General features: G+C 74.8%; 12 protein-coding genes and 2 pseudogenes. 8 read left to right on the top strand and 6 right to left on the bottom strand.

The genetic code is table 11. From position 1 onward, the window contains the following. The first annotated feature begins 373 nt into the window (after positions 1-373). Entirely contained in the window at positions 374-802 is a 429-nt protein-coding gene (locus ACH4C6_RS08015) for a VOC family protein (protein WP_398107664.1), read from the top strand. A gap of 92 nt (positions 803-894) precedes the next feature. Here ACH4C6_RS08015 and ACH4C6_RS08010 read toward each other — a convergent pair whose 3' ends face one another. From ACH4C6_RS08010 to ACH4C6_RS08000, 3 genes are all read right to left on the bottom strand, one after another. After that, positions 895-2127 carry an MFS transporter gene (locus ACH4C6_RS08010; RefSeq protein WP_398107663.1) on the bottom strand — a complete coding sequence of 411 codons (1233 nt, stop codon included), beginning with the start codon at positions 2125-2127 and terminating at the stop codon, positions 895-897. Between the two features lie 149 nt (positions 2128-2276). Further along, positions 2277-2729 (bottom strand): YbhB/YbcL family Raf kinase inhibitor-like protein, encoded by a 453-nt coding sequence (locus ACH4C6_RS08005; protein ID WP_398107662.1) that lies wholly within the window; start codon positions 2727-2729, stop codon positions 2277-2279. Positions 2730-2795: 66 nt separating this feature from the next. Further along, positions 2796-3251, bottom strand: a complete 456-nt coding sequence (locus ACH4C6_RS08000) for an archease (RefSeq protein WP_398107661.1) — start codon at positions 3249-3251, stop codon at positions 2796-2798. A 226-nt stretch (positions 3252-3477) separates the two neighbouring features. Between ACH4C6_RS08000 and ACH4C6_RS07995 the strand changes: the two genes are divergently transcribed. Next, the gene (locus tag ACH4C6_RS07995) at positions 3478-4458 is read left to right on the top strand and encodes a TerC family protein (protein WP_398107660.1); all 981 of its coding nucleotides are present in this window, start codon (positions 3478-3480) and stop codon (positions 4456-4458) included. Positions 4459-4483: 25 nt separating this feature from the next. Here the strand turns inward: ACH4C6_RS07995 and ACH4C6_RS07990 are convergent, their stop codons facing one another. Beyond that, complete coding sequence (locus ACH4C6_RS07990; protein ID WP_398107659.1) at positions 4484-5674, bottom strand: CaiB/BaiF CoA transferase family protein; 1191 nt, start codon at positions 5672-5674, stop codon at positions 4484-4486. Between the two features lie 106 nt (positions 5675-5780). After that, positions 5781-6689 carry a YihY/virulence factor BrkB family protein gene (locus tag ACH4C6_RS07985; RefSeq protein ID WP_398107658.1) on the bottom strand — a complete coding sequence of 303 codons (909 nt, stop codon included), beginning with the start codon at positions 6687-6689 and terminating at the stop codon, positions 5781-5783. Here ACH4C6_RS07985 and ACH4C6_RS07980 point away from each other — a divergent pair. From ACH4C6_RS07980 to ACH4C6_RS07965, 4 genes and pseudogenes are all read left to right on the top strand, one after another. Continuing rightward, a pseudogene (locus ACH4C6_RS07980) lies at positions 6688-7749 on the top strand (serine/threonine-protein kinase); the annotation flags it as partial. The gene ACH4C6_RS07985 and the pseudogene ACH4C6_RS07980 sit on opposite strands and share 2 nt — an antisense overlap. A gap of 102 nt (positions 7750-7851) precedes the next feature. Next, positions 7852-8418 (top strand): annotated as a pseudogene (locus ACH4C6_RS07975) (FAD binding domain-containing protein); the annotation flags it as partial. Next, positions 8415-10547, top strand: coding sequence for a xanthine dehydrogenase family protein molybdopterin-binding subunit (locus ACH4C6_RS07970; protein WP_398107657.1), 2133 nt, complete (start codon positions 8415-8417; stop codon positions 10545-10547). The pseudogene ACH4C6_RS07975 and the gene ACH4C6_RS07970, both read left to right, overlap by 4 nt. Beyond that, positions 10540-11664 (top strand): XdhC family protein, encoded by a 1125-nt coding sequence (locus tag ACH4C6_RS07965; RefSeq protein ID WP_398107656.1) that lies wholly within the window; start codon positions 10540-10542, stop codon positions 11662-11664. Before ACH4C6_RS07970 ends, ACH4C6_RS07965 begins: the two co-directional genes overlap by 8 nt. 92 nt (positions 11665-11756) lie before the next feature. Here ACH4C6_RS07965 and ACH4C6_RS07960 read toward each other — a convergent pair whose 3' ends face one another. Next, on the bottom strand, positions 11757-12320 hold the full coding sequence (locus ACH4C6_RS07960; protein ID WP_398107655.1) for an NAD(P)H-dependent oxidoreductase: 564 nt from the start codon (positions 12318-12320) through the stop codon (positions 11757-11759). A 129-nt stretch (positions 12321-12449) separates the two neighbouring features. On the opposite strand from ACH4C6_RS07960, the gene ACH4C6_RS07955 reads away from it, so the two are divergent. Continuing rightward, positions 12450-13118 carry a TetR/AcrR family transcriptional regulator gene (locus ACH4C6_RS07955; RefSeq protein ID WP_398107654.1) on the top strand — a complete coding sequence of 223 codons (669 nt, stop codon included), beginning with the start codon at positions 12450-12452 and terminating at the stop codon, positions 13116-13118. 83 nt (positions 13119-13201) lie between these two features. After that, positions 13202-14245 carry a LacI family DNA-binding transcriptional regulator gene (locus ACH4C6_RS07950; protein WP_398107653.1) on the top strand — a complete coding sequence of 348 codons (1044 nt, stop codon included), beginning with the start codon at positions 13202-13204 and terminating at the stop codon, positions 14243-14245. The last annotated feature ends 67 nt before the right edge of the window (positions 14246-14312 follow it).

Here is a 14312-nt window from a genome sequence, read left to right as displayed (position 1 = left end):
GAAGACGGACGGCGGGCGCGGTCCTGACGGATGTCAGGACACCCCCGGCGCACCCCGGATCCCCACGCGCCCCGCATCCCCACGCGCCCCTACGCACCCCGCATCCGCGGCGCATCCCGCATCCCGGCGCACCCCGGCGACGCACCGGCGGGCGGGGGCGCGGCCGGCCGCTCGCTCGTCCCGCACGACCCCGGTCGGCCGCCGGTCCGGAAGGGGGCCGCAAACGCGCGACGCCCCCCGCCCGCGATTCGGCCGAAAACCGCTCGACGCCCCCGGCCGCCGCTGCCTACGATCCTCCGCGCGGCATCGCGTGCCGGTCACCGGCCGGGTGAGGCATGGAGGCGCCGCGAAGATGCCCGTGGAGGCATTGACCGTGTCAGTCGAGTTCAACCACACCATCGTCCTCTCCCACGACCGGGAGACGTCCGCCCGTTTCCTGGCCGGGATCCTGGGGCTCGAAGTAGGCGCCCCGACCGGGGTGTTCCTGCCGGTGAGCACCGCCAACGGCGTCACGCTGGACTTCCTCACCATCGACGCCGACATCCCCATGCAGCACTACGCGTTCCTCGTCTCCGAGGACGAGTTCGACGCGGCCCTCGACCGTCTCGTCGAGGCGCGGGTCCCGATCCAGGCGGACCCGCACGGCAACCACCCCCGCCGCATCAACCGCAACGACGGCGGCCGGGGGGTCTACTTCCTCGACCCCGCCGGCCACGGCCTGGAGATCATCACGCGCCCGTACGGCAGCGCCCCGTCCTCTCCGCTGAACGGCGTCACGGAGGACGTGCCCGGGGCGGTCTGAGCCCGGACGGCGACCGGGGACGGGCACGTCCGCGCGCCCGTCCCCGACGCGCGCGGACCCCCTGGCCGGTCCGGTCCGGTCCGGTCCGGGCGCTAGCCCACCGGCTGCGCCGCGCTCTCGGCGAGGACCGCCTTCCGGGGCAGCAGAAGCGGAGTGGCGAGGAGCAGACCGCCCGCCAGGGCGATCGCCGCACGCGGGCCGGTCAGGCCGGCCAGGACGCCCCACAGCGCGGTCGTCGCGGCGGTGGTGGCCTTGCCGGTCGCCGACCAGGCGGCGAGCGTACGGGTGACCCGGTCCGCCGGCGCGCGCTCCAGCCGGCAGGTGGCGAGAACCGGGTTGAACACGCCGCAGCAGGCGATCAGGGCGAACTCGGTCACCATGACCAGCACCAGTCCGGCCGTGCCCGGGCCGGTGCAGGCCAGCGCCGGCGACCAGCACGCCCGCAGTGTCCCCGCGCCGCGCAGCACCCGCGCGCGGCCGTATCGCGCGACGAGGCGCGGGGCCGCGCGCGAGCCGAGCAGACCCCCGGTGCAGGGCACGGCGAAGGCGAGGGCGTACTGCCAGGGAGCGAAGTGCAGGTCGTCGACCATCAGGACGAGCAGCGGGGGCGAGGCCGCCATGATCAGGGAGTTGGCCAGGACGGTGTTGCGGAACAAGGGGCGCAGGACCGGGTCGGCCAGGATGTGGCGCCAGCCGTCGAGGAGTTCACCGGCCCGGAGGCGGGACGGCGGCTGCGCGCAGGGGGCCTCCACCGCACCGATCGCCCGGATGCCGAGCGCCGACAGCAGATAGCTCACCGCGTCGGCCACCACCGTCGCCACCGGGCCGAACAGGCCGATGGCCACGCCGCCCAGGGGCGGTCCCACCATGCTGGCGGTCCAGTTCGTCGCCTCGAAGCGTCCGTTGGCGACCAGGAGGTGTTCGCGCGGCACCAGTGACTTCAGCAGCGCCCCGGCCGCAGCGCCGAACGTGATGTCGGCCGCCGCGACGACCACCGACACCAGCAGCAGCTGACCCGAGCCCAGCCGGCCCAGGACGAACGCCACCGGCACGCTCAGCAGCACCGCGCACCGCACGAGGTCGGCGGCGACCATCACAGGCCGTTTGCGGCGGACCTCCACCCAGGGCCCCAGCGGCAGGGACACCAGTGCGCCGACCGCCGGTCCCACTGCGGCCAGCAGCGACACCTGCGCCGGCCCGGCGTCCAGCGCCAGGACCGCGATCAGCGCGAAGGCGTCGAACGCCAGCCAGGTTCCGGCCGTGCTGACCGCGTACGCACCCCACAGCCACCGAAACTGCCGCCCCAGCGACGGCCCGCCCGCCATACCCGGCACACACTCCCCGCTCCCGCGGACGACCCGGTGTCGACCGCGGGCCATCCAAGCGGGGAGGGCGCGGGGCGATCAAACAACCGCTCCCCGCACGCCCACAACCGCTCGTTGTGCCGGGAGGACGGGCCCGGTGGCGCCGCCGCTCAGCGCCGGTACAGGCCCACCAGCGTCCCGTCCGCGAGGCGGTTCTTGTCCACCTCCTCGTGCACCTGCTCCGCGCGCGGCGCGTCGGGCAGCACACACGGGCCGGACAGGGCGTAGAGGCGGAAGCAGTAGTGGTGGGCGTCGTCCCCGGGCGGCGGGTGCGGCCCGCCCCACCCCGGCTGGCCGAACCCGTTGACGAGTTCCGTGCCGCCGGGCGGGCAGTGCCCGGCCTCCACGCCGTCGGTGTGCGGATCGATGCCGACCACGACCCAGTGCGCGAAGGTTCCCGAGGGTGCGTCGGGATCCTCGCAGAGCAGGACCAGTTCCGCCGCGTCGTCCGGTACGCCGCTCCAGGCCAGCGGCGGAGAGACGTTCGGTCCCTCGTAGGAGTACCGGCGCGCGAGGTACGCGTGGTCCTCGAACGCGTCGCTGCGCAGTTCCATGCCGGTCATGCGGTCCGGGGTACCCGCCCGGCGCGGCGAGGACACGCGCCCGGCGCATTCCGCCCCGCCGTCTCCTCAGGCGCTCACCCGCACCGCGCACGACCAGCCGTACGGGTCCGGGCCGATCCGCAGCTCCTCCCAGGCCACCGCGGTCGGGACCCGGCCCGTGATCGGCACGTCCGCGACACCGGCGACGGCCAGGCGCACGTCCAGACCGCCGTCGGCCTCGTCGGCCTCCACGTCGACGGGGATCTCGCCGTACTCCTCCAGCCGGCGGATGATCTCGTCCAGCAGGCCGGCCAGGAGGTCGTCGTCGCTGGCGTCGGCCAGCCGCACGCGGCCGGTGGCGGTGGGCCGCACGCCGGAGACGTCCGCGAAGGTCTCCACCATCGCCAGGACCGCCTCCGCCAGGCAGTGCTCCCGGCACGCCGCCCACGCCTCGATCCGGACATCGCCGGGATGCGGCACCGCACGGTGCCCACACTCACCCGGCCGCCGCCCCTGCCCGCCGTCACTCGTGTCACCGCCCATGCACACCGCCTGCCCGACCCTCTCCCACCCATGCAGCGACCACCCGGTCGGACGCGGATCGGGGCCTCGACGACACGGATCGCGCCACCGTGGGGGAACGCCTGCGGAGATCGGTGGGTGGCGTGGCCCGACGGGGCGGTTCGACCGTTCGTGCGCGTGGTGGTGGTGCGGGAACCGGCCGGGACCACCGACGATGAGTTCCTGTCCGCCTGCACCAGGAGTGCCCGTGAACGTCTCGCCGTCCGTGTGGCTGCTGACCGTGGCGGCCCTGTGCCTGCTCGTCGGCGTCGACTTCCTCATCGGCCGCAAACCCCATGACGTCTCCCTCAAGGAGGCCGGGACCTGGACCGTGGTGTGGGTGGTCCTGGCCGTGCTGTTCGGGGTCGGGCTGTGGATCGTCGGCGGGAGCGGGCCCGCCGGGGAGTTCTTCGCCGGCTACCTCACCGAGAAGTCGCTGAGCGTCGACAACCTCTTCGTCTTCGTGCTGATCATGTCCAAGTTCGCCGTGCCCTCGCAGTACCAGCAGCGCGTGCTCATGGTCGGGGTGCTGATGGCCCTGGTGCTGCGCGGTGTGTTCATCGCGGCCGGAGCGGCGATCATCTCCGCCTTCTCCTGGGTCTTCTACCTCTTCGGCGCCTTCCTGATCTGGACCGCCTGGAAGCTGATCCAGGACGCCCGCAAGGAGGAGCACGAAGAGGAGTACCAGGAGAACAAGCTGCTGAAGCTGGCCGAGCGTCGCTTCGGCGTGGCCGACCGCTACCACGGCACCAAGCTGTTCGTCACCGAGAACGGCAAGCGGGTGATGACCCCGATGCTGGTCGTGATGCTCGCGATCGGCTCCACGGACGTGCTCTTCGCCCTGGACTCCATCCCGGCGATCTACGGCCTCACCCAGGACCCCTACATCGTGTTCACCGCGAACGCTTTCGCCCTGATGGGCCTGCGCCAGCTGTACTTCCTCATCGGCGGCCTGCTCAAGAAGCTGGTGCACCTCTCCTACGGCCTGGCGATCATCCTGGGCTTCATCGGCGTGAAGCTGTTCCTGCACGCCCTGCACGAGTCGGGGGTGCCCGTGCCGGAGATCGGCATCCCGTTCTCGCTGGGCTTCATCGTGCTGGTGCTGGCCGTGACGACGTTCACGAGCCTGCGCGCCTCGAAGCGGCAGCAGGCCGAGGAGGCGACCCGGGACGACGCGGGCCCCCGGTAGGGACCGGTAGGGGTGGCCCCCGCCCTCACACCACGCCGTCCGCGCGCAGCGCCTCGACCTCCTCGTCGGTGCGGCCCAGTTCGCCGAGGATCGCCGCCGTGTGCTCGCCCACCGCCGGCACCGGGTCCATGCGCGCCGACAGCCCCGCGAGGTCGGCCGGCGGGAGCAGGGCCTCCACCGTGGCGCCCGGCACCCCGACCTCGGTCCAGCGGCCGCGGGCGGCCAGCACCGGATGGTCGAGGAACGCCGCGACGTCGTTGACCCCGGCGCACGCGATGCCGATGCGCTCCAGGTCCTTCAGGATCTCGTCCGACGCCGAGCGGGTGAAGCGCTCGGCGACGACGGCGTCGAGCTCCCCGCGGTGCGCGACGCGGTCGGAGGCGGTGGCGAACCGCGGATCCCCGGCCAGCTCCGGCCGGCCGAGGAACTCCGCGCACAGCGCGGCCCACTCCCGCTCGTTCTGGACGGAGAACAGCACGTCCCTGCCGTCGGCGGCGGTGTACGTCCCGTACGGCGCGATCGTGGCGTGCTGCGTGCCCAGGCGCGGGGGCTGGCCGCCGCCGTAGCGCGTGTAGTACGCGGGCTGCCCCATCCACTCCGCGAGCGCCTCGAACAGGGACACCTCCACCGGGTGCGCCTCACCGGTGGTGGCCCGCGTGTACAGGGCCGTGAGGACGCCGCTGTAGGCGTACATGCCGGCGGCGATGTCGGCGACCGAGATGCCCGTGCGGGCGGTCCCCTCGGGCGTGCCCGTCAGCGACACCAGCCCGGTCTGGCACTGCACGAGCAGGTCGTACGCCTTGCGGTCGGCCCACGGGCCGGTGGTGCCCCAGCCGGATATCGTGCACGGGATCAGCCCCGGGCGGCGCTCGGTGACCGCCGCGGCGTCCAGCCCGAGCCGGGCGGCGGCCCCCGGGGCGAGGTTCTGCACGAACACGTCGGCGCCGTCGAGGAGGTCGTGCAGGACCTCCCGCCCGCGCGGGTCCTTCAGGTCGAGGGTGAGGGACTCCTTGGACCGGTTGAGCCACACGAAATAGCTGGAGTGGCCGTGCACCGTCGTGTCGTACCGGCGGGCGAAGTCGCCGCCCCCCGGCCGCTCCACCTTGATCACACGCGCGCCGAGGTCGGCGAGCTGCCGGGTGGCGTAGGGCGCGGCCACGGCCTGCTCGAGGCTGACCACCGTGACCCCGGCGAGGGGGTGGCGCTGCACGCTCATGCCTCTGGCTCCTGAACCTCGTAGGGACGGCGCCCGCACAGTCTGCCCCAGGGCGGGAGCGCCGGCGCGGGCCGGCCGGGCGGTGCGGCCCGGCGGGGAGGGGACGCTACGGAACGGACCGAGCCACGGCGTCCGCCTCCGGGGCGGGTTCCGCGTCCCGGGCCAGTTCCGCGGCGAACTGCGCACCGGCCAGCAGGGCGAGGTTCGACAGCCACAGCCACACCAGGAAGACGACGGCACCGGCCAGCGAGCCGTACAGCTTGCTGTACGTGCCCAGCGTGGAGGCGTACGCGGAGAAGCCCGCGGAGACGGTCAGCCACAGCAGGGCGGCCAGCACCCCGCCCGGCAGGCTGCGCCTGCGCCGCCGCGCCTCGACCGGGCCGGTGTGGAAGACGACCACGACCAGCAGGGCGACCAGGCACAGCAGGACCGGCCAGCGCAGCAGGCTCCAGGCCCAGGCCGCCGTGGAGTCCAGCCCCAGCGCCCGGCCCACGGCCCCGGCCAGCGGTCCCGTGAGCAGCAGCGTGAGCGAGCCGACCAGGAGCAGCCCGAGCAGCACCAGCGCGGTGAGCAGGATCCGGTGGGCCCTGCGCCAGGGCGAACGTTGGTCCGTCACCCGGTGCATGGCGTGCAGGGCGCGGCGGAACACCGCCAGATAGCTGGTCGCCGACCACAGGGCGCTGGCCGCGGCCACCGCCATCAGCGACCAGGCGGCGCCCCCGGTGCCCAGCGCCCTGCTCAGCACGGCGTGCAGTTCCGGCCCGGACTGGGCGGGTGCGTACGCGCTGACGTGCGCGACGAACTCGGCGGCCGTACCAGGACTGACCATGCCGAACGCGAGGACCGTCGCGGGCAGGCTGGGCAGTACCGCCAGGATGGCGTAGTACGTCAGCGCCGCCGCGTAGTCGGAGACGTCGTCGTTCCACAGCGACACCGGTGTGCGGCGCAGCGCCGGCCACCAGGCGGCCCGCAGGCGGGGGCGGGGCACTCCCGCCGCCCTGGTCTCAGCGGCCATGGGACGCCCGGGGGACGGGACCGGTGCCCGGGCGTGCGGCCGGACCACGGGCACCCTCCGGGCTGTGGGTGCCGTCCGGGCGGGCGGGGGGCCCGCCCGGAGCACGTCCGGGCGGACGCCTCCGGGTCGTGCGCAGCCTGCTCATCTCCGTGCCACCTCTCAACCCGTCACCACCGGCACCGCTCCTGTCGGCGCTCGTGCCCCGGCAGCGCCGCTTCACGCGGCCGCAGGCATCGGTTCCCGGCCACCGGTGTGCCCTGCGTCCGCCATCCGAGGGCTTGCCCCGCAACCGCGGTGGCCGGAAACGTGTCTCTCAACGCGGCCGGACCGCTCCGCCGGGGGGCGGGGCTTCAGGTGGCCTCGGGGGGCTGGGATGGACGGATGGGCGGTGCCCGGATACACCGAGTCGCTGGAACTCGGGTCCGGGGCGAGCGGGCGGGTCGTGCTCGCCGTGCACGAGGAGACCGGCGTGCCCGTGGCCGTGAAGTACCTCAGCGAGTCCCTGCGCACCCGGCCGGGCTTCGTGCGCGGCTTCCGGGCGGAGGCGCGCCTGCTGGCCGGCCTCGACAGCCCGCACGTCGCCGGGCTGTACGAGTACGTGGAGAGCCCGGACGGCGCCGCCATCGTCATGGAGCTGGTGGAGGGCGTCTGCCTGCGCGCCCTGCTGAAGCGGCGGGGCCCGCTGGAACCCGAGGCCGCGCTCGCCGTCCTGAAGGGGTCGCTGCTCGGTCTGGCCGACGCCCACCGCGTGGGCGTGGTCCACCGCGACTACAAGCCGGAGAACGTCCTGGTCGTGCCGGACGGAACCTCCACGCTCGTCGACTTCGGCATCGCGGTGGACGCCGGCACCGGCGGAGGCGTGGCGGGCACCCCCGCCTACATGGCCCCCGAGCAGTGGACCGGCGCCCCCGCCTCTCCCGCCGCCGACGTGTACGCGGCGACGGCCACCTTCTTCGAGTGCCTGACGGGGCACCGGCCGTACCCGGGCGACAACCTTGCGGCACTCGCACTCCAGCACGTCGACGCCCCCGTCCCCGCCGAGGAGGTCCCCGGGGCGGTGCGCGACCTGGTGCGCCGCGGCCTCGCCAAGGACCCGGACGTGCGGCCCGCCGGAGCCGAGGCGTTCGTCGCGGAGCTGGAGGCCGTCGCGGGCGCCGCCTACGGCGAGGACTGGGATCACGCCATCCTCGGCGCCTCCGAGCACTGCGTCGCCACCCACCCCTCCGACATGGGCGTGGCCCTGACCGCCCTCGATGCCCGCGTCTCCTACGAGACGGCCGACGGCCCCGGCGAGCTGCCGATCACCGACCTCTATCTGCCGGTGGGGGAGACGCCGCACCGGGAGACCGCTCTGCCGCGGGGCGCCCTCATCACCGCCGTCACCCTGCCGCCCGCCCCCACGGCGGCCAACTCCCGCTACCGCAAGGTGCGCGAGCGCGTCTCGTACGCCTTCGCCATCGGCTCGGTCGCCGCCGCCCTCGACGTGAGGGACGGCGTCGTGCACGACGTGCGCCTCGCCTTCGGCGCCGTCGCCTCCCGCCCCTGGCGGGCGTTCGCGGCCGAGCGCGTCCTGACCGGCGCCCCGGCCGGCGCCGACACCTTCGCGGCCGCCGCGGACGCCGAACTGGCTGCCGCCCGGCCCCTGCCCCGCAACGGATACAAGGTGACCCTCATGCGCAACCTCGTCGTGGCCGTCCTCAGCGAACTCGCCGAGGAGGCCGCCCGATGACCACCGCCACCACCGGCCGGTCCGCCGCCGGGCGGGTGACCGGCACCGCCCACACACGGGTGGAGGGCCGCGACAAGGTCACCGGCGCGGCGCGGTACGCCGGGGAGATCCCGTTCGCCGAACTCGCCCACGGCTGGCTCGTGCTGTCCACGGTCGCCCGCGGCCGCGTCCGTGCCCTGGAGACCGACACGGTCCTCGCGATGCCCGGCGTGCTCACCGTGCTCACCCACCACAACGCCCCGCGCGTCGACACCGACTTCGTCGGCATGATGGGCGTCCCGCCGGACCCCGGCGTCGCCCTCTTCCAGCACGACCGGGTGCCCCATCTGGGCTGGCCGGTGGCCCTGGTCGTCGCCGAGACGTCCGAACAGGCCAGGGAGGCCGCCGAGACGCTCGTCGTGCACTACGACGAGGAGCCGCACGACGTGGCGTTCTCGGCCGGGCGTGAGGCCGAGGCGTACCCGCTCGACGGGCACATGCCGGCCGTCGTGGAGAAGGGCGACCTCGACCGGGAACTCGCCGCGTCCGCCGTCGTGGTGGACGCCGAGTACACCACCCCGGAGGAGCACCACAACCCGATGGAGCCGCACGCGGCGACCGCCCGCTGGGAAGGCGGCCGGCTGGAGGTCGTCGACTCCAATCAGGGCACCCAGTGGGTCGCGGGGGAGCTCGCGAACCTGTTCTCCCTCGACCCGGGGGCCGTGCGGGTGCGCTCCGAGCACGTCGGCGGCGGTTTCGGCAGCAAGGGCGTACGCGCCCACCAGGTGGCCGCCGTGATGGCCGCGACCGTGCTGCACCGGCCCGTGCGGGTCGTCATGACCCGCCGTCAGATGTTCTCGCTCGCCGGCTACCGCAGTCCCACCGCCCAGAGGGTCCGCCTCGGGGCCGATCCGGACGGGCGGCTGCGCGCCCTGGAGCACCGCTCGCTGAACCAGACCTCGACCGTGCACGAGTTCGTCGAGCCGAGCGCCGCGGCCGGCCGGTCGATGTACGCCGCCGACGCCCACCACACGGTCAGCCGGCTGGTACGGCTCGACGTGCCCACCCCGACCTGGATGCGCGCCCCGGGCGAGGCTCCGGGCTCGTTCGCGCTGGAGTCGGCGCTCGACGAACTCGCCGAGAAGTGCGGTGTGGACCCGATCGACCTGCGCCTGCGCAACGAACCCGCCGTGGGCCCGGTGTCGGGACTGCCGTTCGCCGGGCGGAACCTCGTCGCCTGCTTCCGCGAGGGGGCCCGCAGGTTCGGCTGGGCGGAGCGCGACCCGCGCCCGGGCGTGCGCCGCGAGGGGCGCTGGCTGCTCGGCACGGGCACCGCGGCCGCCTCCTTCCCGGCGATGGCCATGCCCTCCACGGCCTCCGTGACGGCCGAGGCCGACGGCACCTTCACGGTCCGGATCAACGCCGCCGACATCGGCACCGGCGCCCGGACCGCGCTCACCCTGGTCGCCGCCGACGCCCTGGACGTGCCCACCGAGCGCGTGCTGGTGCGGATCGGCGACAGCGACCTCGGCCCCGCGATGATCGCCGGCGGTTCCGCGGGCACCCGCTCCTGGGCCTGGGCCGTCACGGCCGCGGCGGAGGAACTGCGCCGCGGCCTCGTGCCCGGCGCGGACATCCCGCCGCAGGGCATCACCGTTCGGTCGGACACGACGGAGGCCGTCGGGGCGCTCGCGCAGAAGGAACGGCACTCCTTCGGGGCGCAGTTCGCCGAGGTCGCGGTCGACCCGGCGACCGGGGAGGTCCGGGTGCGCCGCATGCTGGGCGTCTTCGCGGCCGGCCGGATCGTCAACCCTCTCACCGCCCGCAACCAGCTCGTCGGCGGCATGATCTGGGGCCTGTCCATGGCCCTGCACGAGGAGGCCGTCCGGGACCCGGCGAGCGGCGGTGTCTACGGCGCCGACCTGGCCGGCTACCACGTCGCCGCGCACGCCGACGTCCCGCACGTCGAGGCCGACTGGGTCGACGACCCCGACCCCGACGATCCGGTCGGCATCAAGGGCATCGGCGAGGTCGGCATCGTGGGGGCGGCCGCCGCGATCGCCAACGCGGTGTGGCACGCGACCGGCGTGCGCCACCGCGACCTGCCGATCCGGCCCGACCGCGTCCTGTCGGCGGGCGGCGATGCTTGATCTGGCCGGGGCCCTGCACGCCTGGGCCGAGGAGGGCCGGGACTTCGCCGTCGCCACCGTCGTCGCCGTCGGCGGGAGCGCCCCGCGCCCGCCGGGGGCGGCCCTGGCCGTCGACTCGGCCGGCGAGGCGATCGGCTCGGTCTCCGGGGGCTGCGTCGAGGGCGCCGTGTACGACCTGTGCCGCCAGGCCCTGCGCGACGGCGAGCCGCTGACCGAGCGGTTCGGCTACAGCGACGAGGACGCCTTCGCCGTGGGGCTGACCTGCGGCGGGACGATCGACGTGCTGGTCGTCCCGTACTCTGCCGGGCGGCCGGTGCACGAGGCCGCGCTGTCCGCCGCCGCGGACGGTGAGCCGGTGGCCCTGGCCCGGGTGGCCCGGGGCCCGGCCGGGCTGCTCGGCCGGGCCCTGCTGGTCCGTCCCGACGGCTCGTACGACGGCGGACTCGGCGGCGGCGCGGAGCTGGACCGCACCGCGCGCGCCGAGGCCGGTGCGCTGCTGGACGCGGGCCGGACCGGCACGGTCGAGCTCTCCGAGGACGGCACGCTGTGCCCGGGGGGTGTCACCCTGCTCGTGGAGTCGGCCGTGCCCCCGCCCCGCATGATCGTCTTCGGTGCGATCGACTTCGCGGCGGCCCTCGTGCGGGCGGGACGGTTCCTCGGCTACCACGTCACGGTGTGCGACGCCCGGCCGGTCTTCGCCACCCGGGCCCGGTTCCCGGACGCCGACGAGATCGTCGTCGACTGGCCCGACCGGTATCTGCGGCGCACGGACACCGACGCGCGCACGGTCCTGTGCGTGCTGACCCACGACGCCAAGTTCGACGTGCCCCTGCTGCGGGAGGCGCTGCGCCGGCCGGCCGCCTACATCGGTGCCATGGGCTCGCGCCGCACCCACGAGGACCGGGAACGGCGGTTGCGGGAGGCGGGGGTGGGCAGCCGCGAGCTGGCCCGGCTGAGGTCCCCGATCGGTCTCGACCTGGGCGCCCGTACGCCGGAGGAGACCGCCGTGTCCATCGCGGCGGAGATCATTGCGCAGCGGCACGGCGGGACGGGCGCCCCGCTCACCGGCACGGCCGCCCCGATCCACCGGGCGGACAGGCAGCCGCAGGCGGCCTGAGCGGTCCGCCCGCGGCGGGGCGCGGACACGCCGGAGGGGCCGGGACCGTCGACGGTCCCGGCCCCTCCGGGCGCGCGGGGGTGCGGGCGGGGTCAGGCCGCGGCCGGCTCCGTGACGAAGCCCTGGAGGTGGCTGATGACCTCGGTCAGCTGCCCGGCGACCTCGGCGTCGTCGGCCGGGTGCGTCTCGGCGAAGCGGGTGACCGAGCCGGGGATGGAGAGCTTGACGTCCTCCAGCACCTTGCCGCCGGCGATGCCCACGGCCTTGCGGGTCTCGTCGTGCGCCCAGACACCGCCGTACTGGCCGAAGGCGGTGCCGATGACGGCGACCGGCTTGGCGCTGAGGGCACCGGCACCGTACGGGCGGGACAGCCAGTCGATGGCGTTCTTCAGCACGGCCGGGATGGTGCCGTTGTACTCGGGGGTGAACAGGATCAGGGCGTCGGCGGCGCCGGCGGCCTCGCGCAGCTTCGCGGCGGCGGCCGGGACGCTGCCCTCGACGTCGATGTCCTCGTTGTAGAAGGGGATCTCGGCGAGGCCCTCGAACAGTTCCACCTCGGCCCCCTCGGGCGCGAGCTTGACCGACGCCTCGGCGAGCTGGCGGTTGTGCGAACCGGCGCGCAGGCTGCCGACGAGGGCGAGGATACGAACAGACATGCTGACTCCTACGTAAGGAAAGGGTGCTCTCAAGCTGAGGTCGCGATCCGGACCGGGGTCCGCTTTTCGTTTGTAGCATCCTAACCGGACCGCGGTCCAGTTTTGTTCCCGATGCTTTACGCTGGCTTCATGTCCGCCGTTCCCCCGTCCCTTCCGACGCCCCAGGAGCCCGTCGACCGTCCCGAGCTGCTCCAGCTCGGCCCCGCCCTGGAGGCGGACGAACCCTGCCTGCGCGCCGACGCCGCCCGCAACCGCGCCCGGCTGCTGGAGGCCGCCGCCCGGCTGGTGGCGGAGCGCGGCGCGGACGCCGTCACGATGGAGGCGGTGGCCGCGGCGGCCTGCGTCGGCAAGGGCACGGTCTTCCGCCGCTTCGGCGACCGCACGGGCCTGCTCACGGCGCTGCTCGACCACTCCGAGCGGAAGTTCCAGGCCGCGTTCCTCACCGGCCCGCCCCCGCTCGGACCGGGAGCGCCGCCGGTGGAGCGGCTGCGGGCGTTCGGCCGGGCGTCGCTGCGCAGGTCGGCCGACGAACTGGAGCTGCAGCTGGCGGCCGAGCCGGACCCCGGACGCCGCTTCGTGGCCCCGCCCCGCCGCGTCCTCCAGCACCATGTGGCGATGCTGCTGCGCCAGGCGGTCCCCGAGGCGGACTGCGAGCTGCTCGCCCACACCCTCATGGGCCAGCTCGACCCGGCCCTCGTCCACCACCTGACCAGGCAGTGCGGCCTGCCCCTGTCCCGGCTGGAGGCGGCCTGGACCGACCTGGTCGACCGGGTGACGGGGACCGGCCCGACGAGCTGAGCGGACCCCGCACCGGACCGTGAGGCGCTCACGGCATCCTCACAACTCCCCCGCCGCGAGCGCGCATTGGGGCTTCTGCCAAGATGCCGTACGTCATGGTGCAGATACCGAAAACGCCCGCGCCCCCGACCCCGTCGCGCTCGGTGCCCACGAGTGCGGACGTGGCCCGCCTGGCCGGCGTCTCGCGCGCGACCGTCTCCTACGTCCTCAACAACACCGGCGCCGTACGGATCAGCGAGCCCACCCGGCGCCGCGTGCACGACGCCGCCAGAGAACTCGGGTACGTGCCGCACGCGGCGGCCCGCAGCCTGCGCGCCGGGCACAGCCGCATGGTGCTGATCCCCGCGCCGACGTTCCCCGTCGGCCCCCTCTACAGCCGGTTCCTCACCGACCTCCAGGGAGCGCTCGGCGCCCTGGACTACACGGTCGTCCAGTACGGCACCGGCGGCCCGCACGGGGACGAGGCGGCCCGCGCCTGGGCCGAGTTGCGGCCCGTGGCCGTGCTCGTACCCGGTTCCGGACTCGGCCCGCGCGGTGTCGCCGTGCTCAAGCGCTCCGGCGCCCGGGCGGTGGTCACCCTCGGCCCCGAGACCATCGAGGGCGCGCACGCCCTGCTCATGGACCACGACGTGGTCGGGCACAGTGCGGGCGCCCACCTGTACGACCGCGGCCGGCGCCGGATCGGCGTGGTCGTCCCGCAGGAACCGGGCCTGGACGCGTTCTCCGCACCCCGGCTCGACGGGGTGCGCCAGTCCGTGCGCGGCACGGACGCCACGGTCACCGAACTGCCCCTGGCCTACGACGAACAGGAGGCGGCACGCCTCGCCGCCCGCTGGCGGCAGCTCGGCCTGGACGCGGTGTTCACCTACAACGACGAGTACGCGATGCTGCTGATGCGGGCCCTGCAGGACGAGGGCGTCCGCATCCCCGAGGAAACGGCCGTGATCGGCGCCGACGACCTCGTGCTGGGACGGCTGCTGCGGCCGCGGCTGAGCACGGTCCGGCTCAAGCTGCCGTCGGGCCGGGAACTGGCCGAACTGGTCGACCGGGCGGTCCGCCGGCCCGGCACCGAACCGGAGACCCACAAGGTGCTGGGTGCGACGGTCCTGCGCCGCGAATCGAGCTGACCCGCGCACCGGCCCCGGGGGGCTCGGGCCAGGAGGCCGGGCCCCGGCGGGGGAGCCGGAGCCCCCC

The organism is Streptomyces sp. NPDC017943, from assembly GCF_044328425.1.
Classification (GTDB): Bacteria; Actinomycetota; Actinomycetes; order Streptomycetales; family Streptomycetaceae; genus Streptomyces; species Streptomyces djakartensis_A.
This window is presented reverse-complemented; position numbering and strand designations above follow the sequence as displayed.

Bases quoted from the DNA above. Each gene is read 5' to 3' on its own strand.
- ACH4C6_RS07965 (WP_398107656.1), top strand. From the start codon at position 10,540: ATGCTTGATCTGGCCGGGGCCCTGCACGCCTGGGCCGAGGAGGGCCGG.
- ACH4C6_RS08000 (WP_398107661.1), bottom strand. From the start codon at position 3,251: ATGGGCGGTGACACGAGTGACGGCGGGCAGGGGCGGCGGCCGGGTGAG.
- ACH4C6_RS07950 (WP_398107653.1), top strand. From the start codon at position 13,202: ATGCCGTACGTCATGGTGCAGATACCGAAAACGCCCGCGCCCCCGACC.
- ACH4C6_RS08010 (WP_398107663.1), bottom strand. From the start codon at position 2,127: ATGGCGGGCGGGCCGTCGCTGGGGCGGCAGTTTCGGTGGCTGTGGGGT.
- ACH4C6_RS07960 (WP_398107655.1), bottom strand. From the start codon at position 12,320: ATGTCTGTTCGTATCCTCGCCCTCGTCGGCAGCCTGCGCGCCGGTTCG.
- ACH4C6_RS07990 (WP_398107659.1), bottom strand. From the start codon at position 5,674: ATGAGCGTGCAGCGCCACCCCCTCGCCGGGGTCACGGTGGTCAGCCTC.
- ACH4C6_RS07985 (WP_398107658.1), bottom strand. From the start codon at position 6,689: ATGGCCGCTGAGACCAGGGCGGCGGGAGTGCCCCGCCCCCGCCTGCGG.
- ACH4C6_RS07970 (WP_398107657.1), top strand. From the start codon at position 8,415: ATGACCACCGCCACCACCGGCCGGTCCGCCGCCGGGCGGGTGACCGGC.
- ACH4C6_RS07955 (WP_398107654.1), top strand. From the start codon at position 12,450: ATGTCCGCCGTTCCCCCGTCCCTTCCGACGCCCCAGGAGCCCGTCGAC.
- ACH4C6_RS08005 (WP_398107662.1), bottom strand. From the start codon at position 2,729: ATGACCGGCATGGAACTGCGCAGCGACGCGTTCGAGGACCACGCGTAC.